This window comes from Ornithinimicrobium cavernae, from assembly GCF_003121625.1.
Classification (GTDB): Bacteria; Actinomycetota; Actinomycetes; order Actinomycetales; family Dermatophilaceae; genus Ornithinicoccus; species Ornithinicoccus cavernae.
Genome location: NZ_QDDJ01000006.1, coordinates 261,501 through 283,044, shown reverse-complemented (window position 1 = coordinate 283,044; position 21,544 = coordinate 261,501). Strand labels below are relative to the sequence as shown.

General features: G+C 70.2%; 20 protein-coding genes. 9 read left to right on the top strand and 11 right to left on the bottom strand.

Annotation, left to right across the window (positions count from 1 at the left end):
* Positions 1 to 16: 16 nt before the first annotated feature.
* Positions 17 to 856 carry an alpha/beta fold hydrolase gene (locus DA085_RS08935; protein ID WP_109472600.1) on the bottom strand — a complete coding sequence of 280 codons (840 nt, stop codon included), beginning with the start codon at positions 854 to 856 and terminating at the stop codon, positions 17 to 19.
* Between the two features lie 155 nt (positions 857 to 1,011).
* On the opposite strand from DA085_RS08935, the gene upp reads away from it, so the two are divergent.
* Positions 1,012 to 1,650, top strand: a complete 639-nt coding sequence (gene upp / locus DA085_RS08930; RefSeq protein WP_109472599.1) for a uracil phosphoribosyltransferase — start codon at positions 1,012 to 1,014, stop codon at positions 1,648 to 1,650.
* Positions 1,651 to 1,692: 42 nt separating this feature from the next.
* Positions 1,693 to 2,853 (top strand): pyridoxal phosphate-dependent aminotransferase, encoded by a 1,161-nt coding sequence (locus tag DA085_RS08925; protein WP_109472598.1) that lies wholly within the window; start codon positions 1,693 to 1,695, stop codon positions 2,851 to 2,853.
* A gap of 121 nt (positions 2,854 to 2,974) precedes the next feature.
* On the opposite strand, the gene DA085_RS08920 is transcribed toward DA085_RS08925, so the two are convergent.
* Entirely contained in the window at positions 2,975 to 3,997 is a 1,023-nt protein-coding gene (locus DA085_RS08920; protein ID WP_109472597.1) for a hypothetical protein, read from the bottom strand.
* Positions 3,990 to 4,484: an RNA polymerase sigma factor gene (locus tag DA085_RS08915; protein WP_202619158.1), complete on the bottom strand. Its 495-nt coding sequence runs from the start codon at positions 4,482 to 4,484 to the stop codon at positions 3,990 to 3,992. Before DA085_RS08915 ends, DA085_RS08920 begins: the two co-directional genes overlap by 8 nt.
* Before the next feature lie 169 nt (positions 4,485 to 4,653).
* Here DA085_RS08915 and DA085_RS08910 point away from each other — a divergent pair, with 169 nt between their 5' ends.
* On the top strand, positions 4,654 to 5,529 hold the full coding sequence (locus DA085_RS08910) for an alpha/beta fold hydrolase (RefSeq protein ID WP_237565397.1): 876 nt from the start codon (positions 4,654 to 4,656) through the stop codon (positions 5,527 to 5,529).
* A gap of 22 nt (positions 5,530 to 5,551) precedes the next feature.
* Here the strand turns inward: DA085_RS08910 and DA085_RS08905 are convergent, their stop codons facing one another.
* From DA085_RS08905 to DA085_RS08890, 4 genes are read right to left on the bottom strand one after another with little or no spacing between them, the layout of a single operon-like run.
* Entirely contained in the window at positions 5,552 to 6,556 is a 1,005-nt protein-coding gene (locus DA085_RS08905; protein ID WP_109472595.1) for an ECF transporter S component, read from the bottom strand.
* Complete coding sequence (locus tag DA085_RS08900; RefSeq protein WP_109472594.1) at positions 6,553 to 8,196, bottom strand: ABC transporter ATP-binding protein; 1,644 nt, start codon at positions 8,194 to 8,196, stop codon at positions 6,553 to 6,555. Before DA085_RS08900 ends, DA085_RS08905 begins: the two co-directional genes overlap by 4 nt.
* Entirely contained in the window at positions 8,193 to 9,356 is a 1,164-nt protein-coding gene (locus DA085_RS08895) for a CbiQ family ECF transporter T component (RefSeq protein ID WP_109472593.1), read from the bottom strand. Before DA085_RS08895 ends, DA085_RS08900 begins: the two co-directional genes overlap by 4 nt.
* On the bottom strand, positions 9,353 to 10,567 hold the full coding sequence (locus DA085_RS08890) for a hypothetical protein (RefSeq protein ID WP_154402144.1): 1,215 nt from the start codon (positions 10,565 to 10,567) through the stop codon (positions 9,353 to 9,355). Before DA085_RS08890 ends, DA085_RS08895 begins: the two co-directional genes overlap by 4 nt.
* 288 nt (positions 10,568 to 10,855) lie before the next feature.
* Between DA085_RS08890 and DA085_RS08885 the strand changes: the two genes are divergently transcribed.
* The 5 genes from DA085_RS08885 (at position 10,856) to DA085_RS08870 (ending at position 15,069) form a co-directional block, all read left to right on the top strand.
* Positions 10,856 to 12,598 carry a hypothetical protein gene (locus DA085_RS08885; RefSeq protein WP_109472591.1) on the top strand — a complete coding sequence of 581 codons (1,743 nt, stop codon included), beginning with the start codon at positions 10,856 to 10,858 and terminating at the stop codon, positions 12,596 to 12,598.
* A gap of 108 nt (positions 12,599 to 12,706) precedes the next feature.
* Positions 12,707 to 12,874: a hypothetical protein gene (locus DA085_RS21320; protein ID WP_202619157.1), complete on the top strand. Its 168-nt coding sequence runs from the start codon at positions 12,707 to 12,709 to the stop codon at positions 12,872 to 12,874.
* A gap of 40 nt (positions 12,875 to 12,914) precedes the next feature.
* On the top strand, positions 12,915 to 13,754 hold the full coding sequence (locus tag DA085_RS08880; protein ID WP_237565396.1) for a PH domain-containing protein: 840 nt from the start codon (positions 12,915 to 12,917) through the stop codon (positions 13,752 to 13,754).
* Positions 13,755 to 13,863: 109 nt separating this feature from the next.
* Positions 13,864 to 14,433 (top strand): peptide deformylase, encoded by a 570-nt coding sequence (gene def / locus DA085_RS08875; RefSeq protein WP_109472590.1) that lies wholly within the window; start codon positions 13,864 to 13,866, stop codon positions 14,431 to 14,433.
* Between the two features lie 3 nt (positions 14,434 to 14,436).
* The gene (locus DA085_RS08870) at positions 14,437 to 15,069 is read left to right on the top strand and encodes a TIGR03085 family metal-binding protein (protein ID WP_109472589.1); all 633 of its coding nucleotides are present in this window, start codon (positions 14,437 to 14,439) and stop codon (positions 15,067 to 15,069) included.
* A gap of 26 nt (positions 15,070 to 15,095) precedes the next feature.
* Here DA085_RS08870 and DA085_RS08865 read toward each other — a convergent pair whose 3' ends face one another.
* Positions 15,096 to 15,767, bottom strand: coding sequence for a winged helix family transcriptional regulator (locus tag DA085_RS08865; protein WP_154402143.1), 672 nt, complete (start codon positions 15,765 to 15,767; stop codon positions 15,096 to 15,098).
* A 376-nt stretch (positions 15,768 to 16,143) separates the two neighbouring features.
* On the opposite strand from DA085_RS08865, the gene DA085_RS08860 reads away from it, so the two are divergent.
* Positions 16,144 to 18,072 (top strand): cell wall-binding repeat-containing protein, encoded by a 1,929-nt coding sequence (locus DA085_RS08860; protein WP_161958461.1) that lies wholly within the window; start codon positions 16,144 to 16,146, stop codon positions 18,070 to 18,072.
* Here DA085_RS08860 and DA085_RS08855 read toward each other — a convergent pair whose 3' ends face one another.
* From DA085_RS08855 to DA085_RS08845, 3 genes are all read right to left on the bottom strand, one after another.
* Positions 18,073 to 19,440 (bottom strand): O-antigen ligase family protein, encoded by a 1,368-nt coding sequence (locus tag DA085_RS08855; protein WP_109472586.1) that lies wholly within the window; start codon positions 19,438 to 19,440, stop codon positions 18,073 to 18,075.
* Between the two features lie 64 nt (positions 19,441 to 19,504).
* Entirely contained in the window at positions 19,505 to 20,791 is a 1,287-nt protein-coding gene (locus DA085_RS21145; RefSeq protein WP_202619156.1) for a sulfotransferase, read from the bottom strand.
* A gap of 149 nt (positions 20,792 to 20,940) precedes the next feature.
* Positions 20,941 to 21,420: a glycosyltransferase family protein gene (locus DA085_RS08845; protein ID WP_109472585.1), complete on the bottom strand. Its 480-nt coding sequence runs from the start codon at positions 21,418 to 21,420 to the stop codon at positions 20,941 to 20,943.
* Positions 21,421 to 21,544: the final 124 nt, after the last annotated feature.

Below are 21,544 nucleotides of genomic sequence, written 5' to 3'. Positions count from 1 at the left end.
CAGGCCCGCCCGGGACTCACGTGGCCGACTCCGGGTCTCCGGTGTCCGGGACCTCCCGGTCGGGAGCGTCGAGGAAGGGTCGCACGATCTCGAGCACCAGCGAGGGGTTCGCCAGGCCGGAGAAGTGGGTGGTCCCCGGGAGCACCGCCAGCTGGGACGCCGGCACACCCTCGAAGTCGCCGTTGACGTCGCCGCCGCGCAGCTGCAGGAAACGGACCGCGTGGCCGAGCCGGACCATGTCGCAGTCACCGACCGTGATGAGGGTCGGCGCCGCGATGCCCCGGATCGCCTCCTCCGACCACCCGCCGGCACCCTTGCCGTATCCCCCGAGCTTGTCGAGCAGCGTCTGCAGCTTCTCCGGGTGCGGTGACTTGGCGTTGTAGTCGGCCTCCATCGGCGTCCCCGCGATCATGTCGACCGTCATCTCGGCCACCGCCTCCTCGTTGCCGCCGCGGTCGCCCGAGGGATCGAACGAGACGGACGAGAAGATCGCCCGCCGGACCAGCTCCGGGTGCTCGATCGCCAGCTGCAGGGCGACCGCGCCCCCGACGCTGTAGCCGAAGACGTCCACCTGGTCCACCTCCAGGTGCGCCAGCAGCGCGACCACGTCAGAGGTCAGCCCGGCGGTCGACAGGGGCCGGTCGGCGTCGTTGGTCCGGCCGTGCCCCTGGAAGTCGGTGGCGATGACGCGGCGGCCCTCGCTCAGCCCCGGCAGCAGCGGCCCGAACTGCAGGTCGATGTTGAACAGCCCACCGTGCAGCAGGAGCAGCGGCGTCCCGGTCCCTGAGCCGTGCAGCTCGTAGTACATCTCCAGCCCGTTGACCGGGGCGAAGCCGGTCTCCATCGGTGCGGTCATGGTGTCCTCCTCGTCGAACCGGTCCCAGCCTGCCAGGTTGCGCGGCCGGCGCGCACACTTTTGCGGCGCACCCCTACCGACCTGCCGCGGCGCCCGAACTGAGCGGCCCCACGCGAAGGTCGTCACGACCGACCGCAACAGGTAGGTTCGCCTGTATGCGCGTCCACGTAGCCGACCACCCGCTGATCGCCCACAAGCTCACCTACCTGCGGGACAAGCGGACGGACACCCCGACGTTCCGCCGGCTGACCGACGAGCTGGTGACGCTGCTGGCCTACGAGGCCACCCGCGACGTGCGGGTCACCCCGTTCGACATCGAGACGCCGGTGTCGCCGACGACCGGCATCCACCTGTCCTCCCCCAAGCCCCTGGTGGTGCCGATCCTGCGCGCCGGGCTGGGCATGCTCGACGGCATGATGCGGATGCTGCCCACGGCCGAGGTCGGCTTCCTCGGGCTGGTGCGCAACGAGGAGACCCTGGAGGCGCACACCTACGCCCACCGGCTGCCCGACGACCTCGACAAGCGCCAGTGCTACGTCCTGGACCCGATGCTGGCGACCGGCGGCACCCTCGCCGCGGCGATCCACTACCTCGTGGACCTCGGCGCCGACGACATCACCGCAACCACGCTGCTCAGCGCACCCGAGGGCATCGCGCGGCTGGAGAAGGACCTGGAGGGCATCAGCGCGCCGGTCACCCTGGTCACCGGTGCCATCGACGAGCGCCTCAACGAGCAGGGCTACATCGTGCCCGGCCTGGGCGACGCCGGGGACCGGCTCTACGGCGTGATCTAGCCCGTATGCCGTCCAGCCGGGTCGGCCGGATAGGTTGCCTGCATGTTCGCCCCCTCCTCCCGCAGCAACGTCGAGCCGTTCCATGTCATGGAGGTGCTCGGTGCCGCCGCCGAGCGGCAGCGCACCCACGGTGACGCGATCTTCCTCTGCGCCGGGCAGCCGTCCACCCCGGCACCCCGGGCGGTGCGGGACGCGGCGGTGACCGCCCTGGAAGGTGAGGTCCTCGGCTACACCGAGGCGACCGGCATACTGCCGCTGCGCGAGGCCATCGCCGCCCACCACCGCGACTGGTACGGCGTCGAGGTCTCCCCCGCCGACGTCGTCGTGATGACCGGCAGCTCCGGCGCGTTCTCGACGCTCTTCCTGGCGGCGTTCGAACCCGGCGACACCGTGGCGATGACGCGGCCCGGCTACCCGGCCTACCGCAACACCCTGGCCGCGCTCGGGTGTGAGGTGCTCGAGCTCGACTGCGGCCCGGAGACCCGGTACCAGCCCACCCTGGCGATGCTCGAGGCGCTGCCGGAGCCGCCGAAGGGGCTGATCGTCGCCAGCCCCGCCAACCCCACCGGCACGGTCATCGACCCTGAGGAGCTGGCCGCGATCGCGCGCTGGTGCGAGCAGGTCGGGTGCCTGCTGGTCAGCGACGAGATCTACCACGGCGTGACCTACGGCCGCCCGGTCGCGAGCGCCTGGCAGACCAGCCGCGCGTCGGTCGTGGTCGGCTCGGTCAGCAAGTACTTCTCGATGACGGGCTGGCGCCTGGGGTGGGTGATCGTGCCGGAGTGGCTGCGCCGGCCGATGGAGGTGCTGACCCAGAACCTGAACATCTGCCCGCCGGCGATCACGCAGTATGCCGCGCTGGCCGCCTTCGGGTCCGAGGCGCGGGCCGAGCTGGAGGGGCACGTCGCGCGGTATGCCGTGAACCGGGACCTGCTGCTGCGTCGCCTGCCGGAGCTGGGACTGGGATCGTTCGCCCCGCCGGACGGCGCGTTCTACGCCTGGTGCGACATCTCGCACCTCACCGAGGACTCGGTGCAGTGGTGCCAGGACGTGCTGGCCGCGACCGGCGTCGCGCTGACCCCTGGCGTGGACTTCGACACCGCGCGTGGCCACCAGTGGATGCGCCTGAGCTTCGCCGGCGGCACCGAGGAGATCGGCGAGGCGCTGGACCGGCTCGACGCCTCGGGCCTGCTGCGGGCCTGACTCGTTTACTGCGAGCTGAGAGTCGCACGCGGCCCACGTCCTTCTCGCCCGCCCGCGCCCGTCTCGCGAGTGACTTTCACACCCCCAGAGGGGTGCGAGACTCACTCACGAAGGCGCCCGGTCACTCGAACGGGCTGTCCTGGACGATGAAGACCCTGTCCACGGGCTCGCCCTGGCAGACGCCGGTCCAGAACTCGTGGTCCGGCTCGCGGTAACCACCGCCCCACGAGCCCGGCTCGCCCTCGATGGCGATCACCCCGGACGTGCCGCCCTCGAAGTAGGCGTAGACCATCCGGGGTTCCTCGGCGTCCGGGTTGTCGAAGCCCTCGGCGTTGGGAAAGACGAGCCCGGTCCTGCCGGACGGTCCGTCGGCGACGGGGCAGCCCTCCTCGGTGAACTCCACGGTGCCCTCGAACAGGGCCTCCTCGCTCGTCGGCCACGCCTCACCGCCGAAGGCAAAGGTCGGCACGTCGAACCAGCCGGCCTCCTCCCTCGTGGTGGGCGCGGTCGGCTGGTCCGCTGCCGGCAGCGGCGGTGCCTCGGTGAGGGGCTCGTGGGCGGCGACGTCGTTGACGTAGGCGGCGTCGCGCGCCGGGGTGGCACCGCACAACGCCTCCCAGCTGGCCGCGAACTCGCCGGTCATCGGCTCCTGCCAGCCCCCCGCATACTCCATCGTCTGTCCCTCGGTCGCATAGACCCGACCCCGGGCGTCCACGACGCCGCGCACCCCGTTGTCGTAGGTCACTCCCGTGGCGTTCGGCAGGAACAGGGCGGTGGCGCTCTCGCCGAAGACCAGGAGCGGGCAGCCGGCATCGGTGAACGCCAGCGACCCGGCGACCAGCGCGTCGTCGCCGCCACCCTCGTCCCACGCGTACGTCGGCACCTCGAAGGTGTCCGCGATCGGCCCGTCGGCCGGCGCCACGAACGGGTCGCCGGCAGAGGGAAGGTTCACCCAGACCACGGCTGCCACGGCGGCCGCGGCGGCCAGAGCGCCCAGCCCGAGGAGGGTCCGACGACGACGGCGTCCACCCGCGCGGATCTGCAGCTCGACGAGTTTCGGGGGTCGTATGCCGTCACTCGCCCGCTCCGCCTCGTCCCGCAGGAGCGTGGCGATCAGGGTGTCGGTGTGGTCGCGCTCAGACATCGTCGACCTCCAGGGTGAGGGCGGTGGCCAGGGCGGACCTGGCCCGGGAGAGGCGGGACTTGACCGTGCCCTCGGCGATGCCGAGCTCGGTGGCGATGCGTCCGACGGGCAGGTCGTGCAGGTAGTGCAGGACCACGACCTCGCGGTGGCCCTGCGGCAGGTCCTCCAGCGCCGCGAGCAGGGTGAGCCGGTCTGCCCGGCTGACGTGCTCGGGCGGCGGCGGCTCCGGCGGCTCCTCCATGACGGTGAGGCGCCGGTCCCCGCGACGACGGTTGAGCCAGATCCGCCAGGCGACGGTGCGCAGCCACCCGTCCGGGCTCTCGTAGGTGCGGACCCGGTCCCACCGCGGGATCAGCCGGACGAACGCCTCCTGAGCGATCTCGGCCGCATCCGGCCCGGGCACGCCCATCACCCGCAGCGTGCCAACGAGACGCCGGAAGGCCAGCGGGTAGTAGTCGGCCAGCCCGACGTCGGACTCCAGTCCCATATGACTCACACCCGCCAGCAGCACGAAAGGTTCCCTCCCCATCCTGACCGAGCGCACCGGCAGCCGACCCACAGCCGCACCGAGCACACCCATACCCGACCCACAGCCACACACCGAGTGCACGCAGGCCCGACGCCACCGATGAGATCGGTGGCTGAAACGTGTCGACATGGGAATGGACACCAGGACCCTGCAGACCGATGGCGCCGAGATCACCTATGACGTGCACGGGCTGCTCCCCACGACTGACGGATCGCCACCGCTGATGATGGTGGGTCAGCCGATGGAGGCCAGCGGCTTCTACGCCCTCGCGTCCCACTTCCCCGAGCGCACGGTCGTGACCTACGACCCCCGCGGACTGGGCCGCAGCATCCGTACGGACGGGCTGGTCACCCAGTCAGCAACCGTCCAGGCTGGCGACCTCCACGCCGTGATCCAGGAGCTCGGTGCGGGACCGGTCGACCTGTTCGCCAGCAGCGGTGGTGCGATCACCGCGCTCGCCCTCGTCACGGCCCACCCGGACGACGTGAGGACTCTGGTGGCGCACGAGCCGCCCCTCAACTTCGTGCTCCCCGACGCGGCGGCGGCCCAGCGGGCCTCGGACGAGGTGCAGGCGCTCTATCAGGCCAAGGGCTGGGGCCACGGCATGGCCGCCTTCGTCGCGATGACCATGTGGCAGGGGGAGTTCACCGACGACTACTTCGCCCAACCCCCACCGGACCCGGCGCAGTTCGGGATGCCGACCGAGGACGACGGTGCCCGCGACGACCCGCTGCTGTCCGCCCGGTCCGACGAGGTCGGTGAGTTCCGCCCGGATCCCCAGGTGATCGGCGCGGCACCGACTCGGGTGCTGATCGCCGTCGGTGAGGAGTCCCTGGGGATGCTCACCGGACGGATGGCTCGGCACACGGCAGAGCTGCTGGGTCAGGAACCCACGGTCTTCCCGAGCCACCACGGCGGCTTCAGCGCGGAGGACGGGCCGTGGCCCGGCCAGGCCGGTGCGTTCGCGGTGCGGCTGCGTGAGGTGCTCGGCGAGGAGGGCTGACCAACGCATCGACGAGGCCCAGTCAGAGGCCTTGGCTCGGAGACGTGACACTGGTGTCCCCAGGGGCACCAGTGTGTCGATTGGTGCCTGCTGGCGCCCCAGTGAGTCGGTTGGTGTCCCCTCGTGCACCAGTGTGTCGATTGGTGCGCCACGCGCCACCAGTGTCACGTGTCCCGAAGGTGCCTCTCACCCCGAACGACGCCCGCCGACTCGCCCGCCGCAGCGTCGCGAGGAGGGCGGGGCCGATGAGCACGATCAGGACCGCGTTCGTCACGGCCCGCCCGGTGTCCCAGCCGAGCGTCGAGGTGAAGAGGGTGAACACCAGGAACCGGTGCAGGTTCTCCAGGACCGGCGCGCCGGGCTCATAGCCCAGGGCCCCCTCGACACCCGACACCTGCACACCGGTCACGAACGGCCAGAACCACATGTTCATCAGGGCGCCGAAGACATAGGCGGCGACCACGCCATAGACCGCGAGCATCGCGATCTCCCAGCGCCCGCTCACCCGCCGCGGCAGCAGGCCCGCGAAGAGCCCGATCCACGCCGAGGTCAGCATCTGGAACGGCAGCCACGGCCCGACACCGGCGGTGAGCAGCGCGGAGGCGAACATCGAGGTGCACCCCAGCACGAAGCCGAAACCCGGCCCGAAGACCCGCCCCGCCAGCACCATGATGAAGAAGACGACCTCGATGCCGGCCGTGCCCGCCCCCAACGGGCGCAGTGCGGCCGTGACGGCGGAGAGCACCCCGAGCATCGCCAGGGCCTTGGCGTCCATGCCGCCCTCGCTGATCTCGGCGAGGACGATCAGCACCAGGGCGGGCAGGATCGCCATGAAGACGAAGGGCGCGTCCACGGTGTGCTGCACCAGGGTCGGCTCGGCGCTGATGAACAGCGGCCACAGGAACATGGCCAACCCGATCACCGACACCAGCGTGATCGCGAGCGCGGACCGGGGACCGATCCGGACCGCGGCAACGCGCGCGTTCCTGCCGGTGGCGCTCGGGACGCGCAGCGACGAGGCGCTCATCGGGCACCCCCGGTGAGTATGCCGAGGCGCGCCTCGACCACCTGGCTCACCGTCAGCCAGGGAGGGCCGAGGACCTTGGCCACCTGTGGCGCGAACATCGGCGACGCACCGATCACCTCGGCGGCGTCACCGTCGGCGACGATCTCGCCCTCGGCCATGACGACGACCCGCTCGGCCACGTGGGCGACGAACTCCACGTCGTGCGTGGCCACCACGACGGCCCTGCCCGCGGCCGCGAGCTCGCCGACGATCCGCGCCAGCTCGTCCTTGGCGCCGTAGTCCAGGCCGCGCGTCGGCTCGTCCAGCATCAGCACGTCCGGCGCAGCGACCAGCTGCACGGCCAGCACGAGGCTGAGGCGCTGCCCCTCCGACAGGTCTCGGGGGTGCCGGTCGCCGGCGATGCCGGGGGCGATCCGGTCCAGCAGCGCCCGCGCCGCGCCCGCCTCGCGACCGGACTCCTGGTCCGCGGCCGCGCACTCGGCGTCCACGGTCTCCAGGTACAGCAGGTCGGACGCCGACTGCGGCACCAGGCCCACGAGCTCGCGGGCAACCTTCGCGGGCACCGTGCCGGGATCCTGGCCCTGGACCGCAACGGTGCCCGCGTGGCGCGGACCGGAGCCCTGCAGCGCCCACAGCAGGGAGGACTTACCCGAGCCGTTGCGTCCCATCAGGGCGGTCACGGTGCCGCGCTCCAGCGTCAGGTCGACCCCCCGTACGGCGAGCACGTCCCCATAGCGGACGACGACCTTGCGGGCCTCGAGCGCCACCTCCCGGGGCGGCGCGCCCGGTCGGAGGGGGTCGGGCGACGGTGCGCCAGGTGCACCGGCGAGGCGGAGGGACTCGCGCAGGGGACCGGCCAGCCGGCGGGCGTCGCGCACCGACAGGGGCAGGGGTGACCAGCCAGCGACCCGCCCCAGCTCCACCACGGGCGGTGCGACGGGAGAGATCGCGAGCACCTCGGCCGGCGGACCCGAGACCACCACTCCGTCGCCGGGGAGGAGGACGACGCGGTCGGCATACTGCACGACCCGCTCCATCCGGTGCTCGGCGACGACCGCGGTGATCCCCAGGTCATGGACCAGGCGGGTGATCGCGGCGAGGGCGTCCTCGGCGGCGGTCGGGTCCAGGGCCGAGGTCGGCTCGTCCAGGACCAGCACGCGCGGCCCCATCGTGAGCACGGCGCCGATGGCCACCCGCTGCTGCTGGCCACCCGAGAGCGTGCGGAGGGGGCGGCGCCGGAGCTCGGCGATGCCGAGCAGGTCCAGCGTCTCCTCGACACGTTTGCGCATGACCTCGGGCGGCACGGCGAGCTGCTCCATCCCGTAGGCCAGCTCCTCCTCCACCGTGTCCGTGACGAAGCCGGCCAGCGGGTCCTGCCCGACCATCCCGACGACGTGCGCCAGCTCGCGCGGCGGGTGGTCGCGGGTGTCCAGCCCGTCGACGGTCACGCGTCCCTCGAGATGGCCCCCGGTGAAGTGCGGCACCAGCCCGTTGATCGCGCGCAGCAGCGTCGACTTGCCGGCGCCGGTGCGGCCGACGACCAGCGTCAGCTCGCCCTCGGGCAGCTCGAGGTCGACGTCCCGCAGCGCGGGGCGCTCCGCGCCGACATAGGTGACGGTGACGTCCTCGAACCGGATCACGGGGCGACCCCCACCAGGTCGGCCGTATGCCGTGTGCCGGCGGACCGGATCTCGTCCACCGTGAGCGGGGTCGGCGGGGCCAGCACCGCGGGCAGCGCCCCGACCAGGATGCTCACGACCAGGGACACCTCGGCCTGCGGCCAGTTCAGCGGGAACAGCGACGGGTGCAGGTTGGTCGGGTCGACGGAGAGCAGGCCGTAGAGCAGCAGCCCGACCGCGACGCCGGAGCCGGCGACCACGGACTCGGCCAGCCCCCACGGGTCGGGGCGGTAGCGGCTCCGCCGCACGCGCCGGCCGGTGAGCACGAACCCTGCAGCAGCGAGCGCCAGCCCCACCACCAGCATGGGCAACCCCAGGTAACGCGGCGTCGTGCCGTCCAGCACCCCGTAGACGCCGACGCACACCCCGAGCAGGCCGGCGACGGTGCAGGCACCGGCGACCAGGCGGGTGCCCTGCGGCACCTGTGCCGAACGCCCGTAGCCGCGGGAGTCCATCGCGGAGGCGAGCAGCAGGGACCGGTCGAGAGCGTCCTCCAGCACCGGGATGAGGATGCCGCGCAGGGCGCGCAGGCCCCTGCCCGAGCCACCGCGCAGCCGCCGGGCGCGACGCACGCGCTGGACCGACTCGGCCAGCTGGGGGAAGACCGACAGCGCGACGACGACGGCCGACCCCACGTCATACAGGGCACTGGGGACGGTCTTGAGCAGCCGCTTGGGGTTGGCCAGTGCGTTGGCCGCGCCGATGCAGACGATCATCGTCGCCAGCCGCAGCCCGTCGTAGAAGCCACCGAGCACCGACTCGGCGGACACCGCCCCGAGCAGTCGGATCCCGGCCAGCCAGTCCGGCAGCGGGACCGTTGGCAGGGTGAACAGGATGGTGCCGCCCTGGTTGCCGCCGAACACGATCCGGAACACCACCCGCATCAGCACGATGAACGCACCGACGTAGAGGTAGAGCCGGAACGCCAGGGCCCACGGGGCGTCCCCGCGCCGGGCCACCACGACGGTGCACGCGACGGCGAGGATCAGGGCGAGCAGGAGCGGGTTGGTGGTGCGGCTGGCGGCGACGGCCAGGCCCAGCGCCCAGACCCACCACGCGCCGGGGTGCAGCGTGCGCGGCAGGTAGTAGCTGCGCCAGCGGGTGCCCGGGCGGTCGGTCACGGCTCGACCCGGTGGGTGATCCCCGGGTCCCGCCGGCGGCGCGAGGCCAGGAAGGCGAGGCCGCCCAGGAGCAGGAGTATGCCGAAGGTCACCCAGAGCGCGCCGGCTCCCCCACCGTCCTCGTCGCCGTCGGTGAACGGCTCGCTGGCCGCGTCGGTCGCGGGGTCTGCCGGTGCGGTCGGGCCGGTCGCGTCGGTCAGCGGCGCCCCGGGTGGCGCGGAGCGCACGGTCGCGTCCGCGCCGGCCGCCGACTCGTCGCGACCCGTCGTCTCGTCGCTGCCCGCCGTCTCGTTGCTGCCGGTGGCTGTCTGGTCGGCGTCCGTCGTCGATACTCCCGTGGGCCGCGGATCGGGCGCGGGCTCGCCCGGACCCGGCTCGCTGCTCCTCGAGGGCTCCGGCTCGCTGGGCGGCTCGGCCCCCGGATCGGGAGCGGGTGCAGGCTCCGGGCCGGGTGACGGCGCCGGGGCCGGCTCGGGGTCCTCGCTCGGTGGCGGGCTCGGCGCCGGGTCCTGACTGGGCGGTGGCGACGGTTCCGGCGCAGGCGAGGGAGACGGCTCCGGTGACGGTGAGGGTGACGGCTCCGGCGAGGGAGACGGCTCGGGGGTCGGCCTGCTGGGCGCCGTGCGCGGCGGCGCCGAGGTGGAGTTGAGGGAGAAGGACAGCGCCTCGAAGCCACCGGCCCGGGCCGTGCTGCTGGTGACGCCGCGCTGGCTGAACGCCCAGCTACCACCGTTGTCCGCCTGCCAGTAGGACCAGTAGGCCGAGGCGGGCGGCATCGTGACGCACTGCTCGGTGTAGCCCTCGTCGCCCCGGACCGGCAGCGGCTCGTCGGCGGCGGGCCGACCGTTGACCCGGCACACGACCGCCAGGCCTTCCTGGCTCGTGCCGGCGATCTGGATGCCCGCCGCCTGGAACGCGTCCAGCCCGGACCCCGCGAACGGCTGGCCCCCGCTGCCGGGCGCGCACCGCACCACGGTGGTGCCGCCGAGACCCTGGAAGTCGACGACGACCGTGACACCGAGGTCGTCGGTGCACGGGCCGGCATAGCTGTCGGGCGACGCGAGGGGCGCCGGGGCCGAGGTGAGGGCGGTGGCCGGGTCCGCGGCGAAGCCAGGCCCAGCGGTGGCCGCCCCCGGTGACCACAGTCCCGCCGCGACGAGGGAGAGGGTGGCGAGCGCGCGGCATACGGCCTGGGTTGTGGTGCGGCGCATCGCGGGCTGCTCCTGGTCTCTGGCCGGTGACCGGACCGGCCGGACACCGCTGCCCTGCCGGCGCCCGGACTCCGGCCCGCAGTCCTCGGCGGGTGTCGTGGAGTCCAACTCGGTCGCGGGATGATCGGGCTCGCCGCCCTGGTGAGCGGCCTACCGTTGCGGGTCAGCGCCGGACTCGGACCGGCTTCCCCTGCAACCTCGTGGGATAGGTCGAGGGTAGCACCGGGCGGCACGACGACACCCTCGCGCGTGCGCCCCCGCGACGCCCCGGGATGGGACGATCTGCCCATGTCCCAGCCGGAGCACGCCGTCGGCGCCGGTGCGCGCTCCTGGCACCCCGCCCACCTCGTGCTCTGTGGGGCCGCCACGCTGGTGGGGCTGGGCCTGGTGCTGGTCAGCCTGAACCGCGGGTTCGACTGGACCGACGAGGCGTTCGTCTACACGATGATCGCCAGCGACCGGCTCGCCGTCGGTGAGGCCTGGGGGTTCCAGCACCTGCTGCACCCGCTGTTCGCGGCGGTCGGTGAGCGGGTCCTGGTGTTCCGTGTCCTGCGGCTCGTCGGGTACCTCGCGCTGTCGGGCGCGCTGACCTGGACGGCCGGTCGCGTGCTCGCCCGGCTCGGGAGGCCGCTGGCACGGCGGGAGTGGTGGCTCGTCCTGCTCGTCGCGCAGGCGGGCACCCTGCTGGCGTGGAGCTATCCGCCCCGCTACCTGGGCTACAACGAGCTCTCCTCCTGGCTCGGGCAGCTGCTGTGCGCGGCGCTCGCGCTGGGCCTCCTGCCCCCTGCGGTGGACCCTGCCCGACGGGCGGTGCTCCCCTGGCTGGTCGCCGGCCTCCTGCTCCCGCCCCTCGTGGTCGCGAAGTTCACGACCGGTGTGGCGTGGGTGCCGCTGCTCCTGCCGGCGGTCGCCGTGCCCGTGCCCGGAGTGCCGAGGCGACTCAGGGGTCTCGCGGCGCTCGGGGGCGCCGCGCTGGCCCTCGTCCTGCTGGTGGCGACGGGCGTGCCCGTCCTCGACACCGTGCGTCAGGCGACCGGGCTCCTGTTCGACGTCCGGGCGCAGGAGGTGACCGACCACTCCGTGCCGGTGGTGCTGCGCACCTACCTGGAGGCGACCCTGCAGACGGCCTGGGTGCTGGTGGTCCCCCTGGCGCTGCTCGCGGTGCTGGCGCTGCGCGCGGTGCGGTCCACTGACGGGCGGCGCGGCGTCGTCGTGCTGACCTGGCTCCTGCCGGTCGCTGCCGTGCTCGCGCTGCTCTGGCCGGCGCGTGCCTCGTGGGAGACCCTCGGGTCGCTGTCCGCGTTCCTGGGAGCCGGCGGTCTGCTCGTGCTGGTGCTCGCCCACCGGCGGCGACCCGGCACCCCGATCCGGCTGGTGCTCGTGGTCGGCCTGGTGCTCGCGACGCCGCTCACTGCGGCGGCCGGCACCAACAACGGGATCTGGGGTCAGACGCTCTTCGCGGCCACAGTGTGGGCGGTGCTGCTCGGCGCCGCCCTCTGTCTGCTGTCCCGTGCGGCGGCCCCGGCCGTCCGGGGCGCGCCCGTGCTGCTCGGTGGACTGGTCCTCGCCCTGACCGCCTCCCACGTGGCCGGTGACGTGCTGGTCCACCCGTACCGCACCACGCCCTACCTCTCCCAGGGCGCACCGACCTCGGTCCCCCAGCTGTCCGGCATACGGATGATGCCGGAGCAGTCGGAGGAGGCGGACTGGCTCGCTGCCGTGGCGCGCGAGCAGCGGGCGGCGGGCGTCCCGGCCGTCGCCATCGCCTCGCCCGGGCACCTGTTCCTGTTCAACCAGAGCGGCTGGGCGAGCCCGTGGCGCGACGCCAGCTGGGCGACCTCCGTCGTCGAGGCCTGCCGCACACAGCCGCCCGACGACCTGTTCGTGATCGATCCGGGTGACACTGTCCCCGGCGCCTCCGAGGACCGGGACCGGCTGCGGACCGCGCTGCGGGCCTGTGACCTGCGGTTCCCCGATGACTTCCGCTCCGTGGCCGAGCGTGGGGAGACGGTGGTGTGGCGGCTGGAGTGAGCTCAGCAGATGCTGCGGGCGGCGGCGCGCCTGGCCCTTCTGCCAGGGAGCGCCTGCGATGATGCTGGACGATTGTGACCACTGTCTGTCAACGCACGAGGAGACCTGATGCCCAAGAACATCAAGCAGATCCTGATCTGGCTGCTGTTCGGGTTCATCGTCTACGCGATCATCACGAGCCCGGAGCGGGCCGCTGACATCGTCCAGGCAGTCTGGGACATCATCGTCACTGGCTTCCAGAACATCGGTCAGTTCTTCTCCTCGCTCATCGAGTGACGATGGCCGTGACGCGCGCACCCAGGACCCGGTGAGGCCGGTGCTCGGCACGCGCGTGCACAGCCGCATCCTCGATCGCTATGTCCTGGGCGACGAGCGCGTGGTGGTCGCGATCCGGCACCACTGGGGCCGGATGATCGAGCCGGTGGCCTCGGCCCTCGCCGGGCTCGTCGCCGCCGCCTGGATCTCGGCGAACACGCCGCCCGAGGCCTCTGTGCTGCCGTTGGTGGCGTGGTGGTTGTGGTTCGCCCTGGTGCTGCGCCTGCTGTGGAAGAGCCTGGAGTGGCGCAACGAGTGGTTCGTGGCCACCGACAAGCGCCTGCTCATGACCTACGGCCTGATCACCCACAAGGTGGCGATGATGCCCCTGCGCAAGGTCACCGACATGAACTACGCCCGGTCTCCGCTCGGTCGGGTCCTCGGCTACGGACAGTTCATCATGGAGTCGGCCGGCCAGGACCAGGCGATGCGCGAGATCAACTGGGTGCCGGACCCCGACGACACCTATCGACGGATCTGCGACACGATCTTCGGCCCGCAGGGACGCGACCCGGATGAGGACGTCGACGGCGGGGACTGGTCCGAGACCGATTCCTCCGGGGACGGCACGCCCGGTGACTACGAGCGGACCGGTGACGGCGACTGGCACCGGGACGAGGGCTGGCACCGTGATGAGGGCGGCGTGAGCGGCCGGGCCCGGGCTGGCTACGGCGGAGCGGACACCGCTGGCTACGACGGAGCGGACACCACGGACGAGACCGACCCTGACGGTCCGGCCTGGCAGGTCTCTCACGAGGACGCGGCGTCCTATGCGCCGGTGGGCCGTTGGGACGATGACCCGGACATCACCGGACCCATCCCTCGCCCACGGCAGAAGTGAGGCCGGCCCGAACCCTCGGTCCGACTGGAGTGCCGGTCCGGGATCGCTGCCCCAGTAGGATCGTCCGGCAGGATCAGCCAGCCACGTCATGCTCAGAGGAGTTGTCCCCGTGACCGTCCGCGAAATCACTGTCCTCGGCCACCAGGCACTGCACCAGCCCACCAAGCGCGTGCGCGAGGTGACAGAAGACATACGGACCCTCGTGGCCGACATGTTCGACACCATGGAGGCGGCCGAGGGCGTCGGGCTGGCCGCCAACCAGGTCGGGGTGCGCCTGCGGATCTTCGTGTATGACTGTCCGGTCCCGGACGGCCCGAACGCACGAGGGGTGGTGATCAACCCGACCCTCGAGCGGCTGGGGACGCCGTCGCCGCTGGACGAGGAGGAGGACGGCGAGGGCTGCCTGTCGGTGCCCGGTGAGTACTTCCCGCTCGCCCGCCACCCCCGCGCCCGGGTGACCGGCACGGACCTGGAAGGCAGTCCCGTCGTCATCGAGGGTGAGGGCCTGCTCGCCCGCTGCCTGCAGCACGAGACCGACCACCTGGACGGCACCGTCTATGTCGACCGGTTGATGGGGCCGATCAAGGCGCAGGCCCGCCAGGCGGCACTGGAGCGCGGTTGGGCCGACCGGCTCGTCAAGAAGTGGAACCCCGCGACCACCAAGGCCGAGGACGTCTGAGCCGTGCCCCACCACGCCGCGCAGGAGAGGCAGTCCCTTGCCGACACCCTCGCGCGAGTGGGGCCGGCGGCGCCCACCCAATGCGACCCCTGGTCCACGGCGGAGCTCGCCGCCCACCTGGTGATCCGGGACTCGCGACCCGACCTGGCGGTTGGCATGTTCGTGCCTCCGCTGGCGGGACGGCTGGAGCAGGCAATGGCGGACTACGCGACGCGGCCCTGGGAGCAGCTCGTCCAACTGGTGCGCACGGGCCCGCCGGCCTGGTCGCCCACGAGGCTGGCTTTCGTCGACGAGCTCACCAACCTCACGGAGTTCTTCGTCCACCAGGAGGACGTGCTCCGGGGCGACGGCCGGGTCGGACCGCGCCGAACGGTCTCGGTCGACCTCGAGACCGCGCTCTGGGGCCAGCTCGCCAGAGCCGCGAAGCTGATGCTCCGCCGCATCCCGGCAGGCGTGGTCCTGGTGGCACCGGGCCACGGTCGGGCAGCAGTCAAGCGACCGACCGACGCGGGCACCGCGGTGCTCACGGGTGCGCCCGGCGAGCTGCTCCTGGCGGTCTCCGGACGGTTGCGGGTCGCTGACGTGCGCGTCACCGGTGCGGCGGACGCCGTGCAGGTCGTGAAGCACTCGCTGTAGGCCCCGCTCAGGCAGGCGCCTGCCCGTCAGACACGCAGTCGGTAGCCGACACCACGGACCGACTCGATGAGCCTCGGGCCCCCTGCCGCGGTGATCTTGTTGCGCAGCCGACTGACGTGGCTCTCGACCGCGTGCGGCGCCAGCCTTCGTGAGTCGCCCAACAGCTCGGCAAGCACCTCCTTGGCCACGACCTGGTCGGGTTGCTGCGCCAGGACGACGAGCAGTCGGAACTCGGTCCGGGTGACGGGGACGGGACGGTCGTCCACGTGCACCTCGTGATGGTCGGGACGCACCGTGACGTTCGCGAACTGGAAGGGTGTGCGCGACGGCTCCCCCTCGTGCACGTGGTGGAACATGCTCCGGAGCCGGGCACCGATCAGCTGCGGAGACGAGTTGGCCCGGACCACGTCATACACACCCGAGTGGAGCAGTGTCACCTCGTCGGCCTCGCTGAGCTCCTCGGCGACGAGGAAGGCCGGGACCATCAGCTCGCGGAGGGTCCGGACGAGCTCGACGGCTGGGACATCGAGGCCGCGCACCAGCGCGACCACCATGGAGGAACGCTCGCCCCGCGGTGCACGGGTGAATTCGGCGGTGGACATGACGTCGTACTCCAGGTGCTGTTGAACGAGCACCTGGAACACCGCTTGGGCGGTCGCGTGGCCCGCCGTCGAGGGAAGCACCGCAATCGGGCGCATGAGCAGCTCCTCAGGGTTCAGCAGACCCAGGGATTCGCCGTGGACCCCCTCGCTGTTGAACAAGTCTTTACCATTCTCTTACTTTGCCCTTGCCTTTCGCAACTGTTGATGTGAAGTCTCGGCGCGTCGTCCCGTAAGGTGTTGCCTCGGGCCGCCGCGGCTCGCCAGAGATCGCGCGTCTCAGATCGCGCGACTTGGCGTTCGCCGCACCGACCACGCCGCGCCGCTCCGGGACTTTCCTCACGAAATGCGCACGGGGCTGGCGGGCTCCTCATCCCTTGGTCAAGGTCGCTTCCGGATTCGTATGAATCAGCGGCTACTCCCCCGTGGGCGTCCCACCATGGAGAGATCCCCCAATGTGTGCAGGAGTTTCCCCATGCCCCGTAGTGCCCTCACCGTTCTGAGCGCCGTCGCGCTGGCCGCCACGGTCAGCGTTGCCCCCGTCCTCGCGGCCCCCCAGAGTGGCCAGACAACCAGTGCTCTCCCCACCGCGTCGACCTCTGCCGTCGACGTCGACCGCCTGGCTGGCGAGAACCGCTACGCCACGGCCGCCCACGTCGCCAAGAAGTGGACCGGAACGGTCGACCGTGTGTACGTCGTCAGCGGTCACAACTTCCCCGACTCGCTCGTCGCTGGCGCGCGCGCCGGCGTCTTCGACGCGCCGGTGCTGCTGACCAAGGGCGACCACCTCCCGAGCGAGACCGTGCGGGAGCTGGATCGACTGAGCCCGACCCGCATCACCGTGATTGGTGGCACCAGTTCTGTGTCCGACGGCGTCCTGAAGGACCTGCGGGCGTTCGCTGGCTCCGAAGGAGTCGAGCGCGTCGTGGGCGCCGACCGTTACGCGACGTCTGCCAAGATCGCGGCTCGCTACAAGCCCGGCCACGACCGGGTCTTCCTTGCCAGTGGCGAAACGTTCCCGGATGCGTTGTCCGCAGCGGCGGTGGCCGGGACGCAGCAGCATCCGCTGATGCTCACCAGGCAGGGCAGACTGCCGGCTTCCGTCGCCGCGCAGCTGGAGCGTCTGGCACCGGACGAGGTCGTCATCGTTGGCGGCCGCAGCGCCATCAGCGACGCTGTCGCGGCCGAGGCCGCCTCCCGCGCGGGCGGCGAGTACCGCCGCGTCTCGGGCGCTGACCGATACAGGACCTCCGCGGCCGTGGCAAAGGAGTTCTCCCCTGACCTGACACCCGGCTATGTCGCCTCCGGAGACCACTACGCTGACGCACTCGTCGTGAGCGGGCTGGCCGGACGACACAAGGTTCCGGTCGTTCTGACCCGGTCCGACCACCTGGCCGAGGGCAGCATCGAGGCTCTGGCCCACCTGGATCCCGACCGCATCTTCGTCGCCGGTGGCCCTGCCGCCGTGTCCGACGGGGTTGTTGCGCAGCTGAAGAACCCTGGCACGCCGCCCCCGCCCCCTGAGGACCCGGTGGAGCCGGCGCCCCCTGCCCCCTCCGACATCAGCGGTGGCTTCTACAACGGCATGGGAGCGGCCGACGACGAAGAGTTCATCGACATGGTCGGTGGAATGGACCCCGGCCACGTGGTCTCCTACTACAACGCCGGCAACGTCGATGCGACGTGGCCGAGCGAGCGGGACCTCCAGCACCTGAAGAACGGCACGACCGTGCTGATGGGCATGGCCTCCAAGAACTGGAAGCGTGGGGGCGACGACTCCTACATGGCCTGGAGCGAGATCGCTGCTGGCGCTCATGACGACGAGATCCGTGCTTGGGGCCAAAAGCTGGCAGGGGCGGGCGGCAACGTCTGGTTCGCCTTCGATATCGAGCCGGACGTCAAGCTCAATCAGGGCATTGTGCCCACACACTGGAAGCCATCAGACTTCGCTGCGGCGTCGCGACGCATCTCCACGATCATGGGCGAGGAGGCTCCGAACGTGAAGTTCGTCTTTTGGGTAGGGGGGACGCAGAAGGGCCTCATCTCCGAGATGTACCCCGGGGATGAGTATGTGGACACGATCTGCTGGGACCCGTACGTGACGAAGCACCGGTCACCCGACACGACCCCGCGGGGGCTCTGGTCTGAGTTCAAGAACTGGCTCGACGACCAGCCCTGGGGCGACCGCAAGACCATTGGGCTCTGCGAGACGGGCTACCACAATGGTCACCCGGATGCGAAGGGCGCCCAGTTCTGGGAGCAGGCACCAGAAGCAGCGGAGGACCTGGGCTTGTCGTTCGTGACCTATTTCAATCGCGACAGCTCCGCCTACAACTACACCATGGACAACATGCCACTGACGCGCAGAGCGTACGCCGACGCCATGGAGGCAATCCAGAACTGATCACGGATCGCTCATGCGGCCACTCGCCCCTTGGGGGCGGGTGGCCGCACTTATGTGCTGGGCCGAACGTGAGCGGCCGCCTCCCGATGCATGAACATCCAAGGTTTCAGCCCTGAGCGAGGCATCCTCGCGCGCCGTTTCCACGCCTCGAAGCGCCACTGCGGCAACCATCATCGTCAAGACCAGCCCCTGGACGAGGAACCCGTAATAGAAGATCTCAACTAGTGCCACAACGAGCACCGCGTTGTACGTGATGCCCAAAAGAGTGGCACGCCTAAACGTGCGGACGATCAACACGATGAACCAGGCAACGAACAGTGCGACTCCGACGAAGCCATGCGAAAACATCACCATCCACAGTTGGCCCTGAGTGCCGAGCGGCGGAACGCCTGAGGCTTCTGCGGGTCGGGGGGCGCCGTACCCGAACCACGGCGACCGTATCGTTTCGGCGATGGTCTCGGTGTATACAGTCAGCCGTGACTCATTGGTTCCACTGCTCTCTAACCGGGTGTCTAACCGTTCTGTGACAGGCAGTACACGGAACAGCAGGAGCCCGATCGCACTGGCCGCTACGACACCAAGGAGCGCGCGACCATTCCCGTGCAGGGCATGGCGAAGTGCGACAACAAGGGCAGCCACCCCCAAGCCCAAGAACATGCCTCGATTCAGTGTCAGGAAGGCAGGAATGACGGATGCCGCGGCCAGCATGATTACGGGCATGAAAGCCCGCGTGCCACGCAACTTGAAGAGGTAGGTCACCACAAGCGGCAGGAGAATCGAGTAAGCATTCCCCCAGTTGTTGGTGTACTGGAACGGCGCGCTCGGTCTGGGGTCGCGGTATGTCCAGGCATCGGGATTGAACTGGGTCGTCCCCACGATGACGATCTCGCGCACAAGGTCGTTGCTGAGCAACCCTGCCGGAAGAAGGTAACTCAGCGGGGTCCGCACGGTGAGCGTCGGGAGAAGAAGACCCAAGAACCCACCCGCGACAACAACCGCGAAGAATACTGTCAACCGCCTGAGCAGGAACTCTGAGACATCGGGCACCCTGAGGTTGTACAGGTACACGAAGATCACGGTGCAGGCGACGTACAGGGCCCAGCGATAGCCGAAGCCGACGACACTGGTCAGACTTTCCAACTGAAGAACCGAAAAACTCATCCAGACCAGAAAAAGCAGCCAGAGTCCGGTACCACGCGGCACATGAACGTCACCCACTCGCGCCAGGTAGGCCGCCATGACAAGAGCAGCCAAGGGCCATGCCAGTGTGCCGATCCCGAGCACCCACCACACGGGGAAACCGACCAGCAGTGCCGTGATCGGCCACGTCGGTAGGTGCAGCAGCCGTTCGTCGGTTGGGGAGCGCACGCGATCAAACCTCGCCGTCAGGACCCTCGGCCCGAACGAAGCTTGGCACCGGACATATCGACACTCACTTGATTCCCCTGTAGCCGTAGAACGCACGCATCGGAGCTGTCATGGTCGCGACCTGCCACCGTTCACGGCGGGGCATGTTCGTCATCCACGCTTGATCGGGACGCAAGCTCGTCACGCCCTCGGTGAAGCGTGCTGGATTGCCAGCCACGGTGTGAGTGCGCTCGAGGGTCACGGACCCATGTCTATCAACGAGTTGGGGCGGCGCCCCCTGCAGGCCGAGGCTTCGCCACAGCCGTTCAATCTCGGGTTGAGGCGCCTGCACAAACTGTTCGTAGAGCATTCTGACCACCGACTTGCCACGTAGGCGTAGAAGCTCGGACTCCAGGTTCGTCGCCACCCAGTACGCACTGCTCCGAGCTGCTGAATAGCGGATCATCTCAGCGTCGTCCGTGGACCGAGCCTCCGGCCGGGAGACGGTCTTCGACCAGCTATACGACACCCCAAGGCCGTCGCGCACGAGGTGCAGAACCCGCAGATCGATCCGTCTATTGTGGCTCAGCGCCATGGCCAGGCTCGGATGCTTGGTGGAGTCGACCACGATCTCCGCACCGCTGACGTGGAGAGCAGCCTGATAGATCCGTAGGAAGTAGTCGGTATAGGCCTCCGTCGCCCTGGTCATGGCCGGGGTCATCCATGGCGCTGCCGTCTTCGGAATCCGCCGTTGCCTGTCCACAGCGTCGGCGAGCTGATCGACACGGTCAAGATCCACATGCTGCCATCCACCGAAGGCCCGGTCCCCGACCGCGGCCCAGAACTGACAGTCACGGAATTGCTCCCCACATCCACACAACTCATTCTTGACGATTCCCCGGTCCCACAAATGATGCACCTCGCCGAGCGAAACTATCCTCGGATCCTGGCCCAACACTCGCTCCAGGATCGTCGACCCGCTCCGGCCAGCTCCGGCGATGAAGATGACTGGAACTGACGGAGCTACCTGTGGGGGTGTACCACCAAGGACTTCGGCGAGCCGTTCGGATGCCGTGTGCCCGCTGGAGCCTTGGGGCCTCACGACCGACGGATGCTGCAACTCCTGTCCGACGATCCGATCCAGATCAGCGCACCCCCCGGCGACCGACACCAGATCCTTCCCCGAGATCCACGCCGCGAAGCGCAGTTGGTGCTCATCGACGTGCTCGCCGCGCGCAGGATCCCTGGGGAGGACAATAGGTCGTTTGCCGCCGCTCCTCGCGTCGGTAATCGTTCCCGGTCCCCCGTGTGTGATCACGACATCGGCCGTCGCCACCGTTCGCTGCAGATCATCTGGGGTAAGGAAGCCCACCCCACGCGCGATTGAAGGGGCACACGAATGCCCGTGCTGAACAAGGACGTCGGACTCGGGATGTCGTTCTGCATGTGCGTCCGCCCAGCCGACCAGGCGGTCGAAGGGATGATGGTCGGTCCCCAAGAGCACGACGATGCGTTTAGGGCTCACAACAATGGGCCGATCACATGTGCGTCTCGGTAGAGGTGGCGCTGCTCGTCCCACTGGACACACATCACGTCCGTGAAGGGGCGACACAACCGGCCGGTCAGGGTCGCAGTGTCGATGCGGTCGTACACCTCGATGTAGACCGTGCGCACGCCGCGCACCCTCCCTAGCACGAAGAAAGGGAGCGCGACTCCCGCTCCGGTGCTCACCACGGTTGTTGGTCGAAACCTACGCAGCAGCCGCCAGGCCAGCACAGTGTTACGAAGCAGATTGGGCACGTTGCGCGTGGTCGGTGCGTGAGCCCAGGTGACGTCGGATTCCTCCTTCAGGTGGCCGCGCGAGTCGGGCCCGTCAAAGACGCACCAGGCACGGTCAGACGCACCCCACCAGGGACGCAGCGCCATCAGTTGAGCGAGGTGGCCGCCGCTGGAACCCACCAGCAGGATGCGTTCCCCCTCACCGGCCAAGACTGCCGACATACACACTCCTTCGTGCCGTTGCGGCCATGCTAACGATTCCTCCAAGGTAAAGCCATAGTCAACATGAAGTAATCTCCAACCCTGTTGACCTCACCTTGTGCGGGTACGATGCTCGTGTTGAACC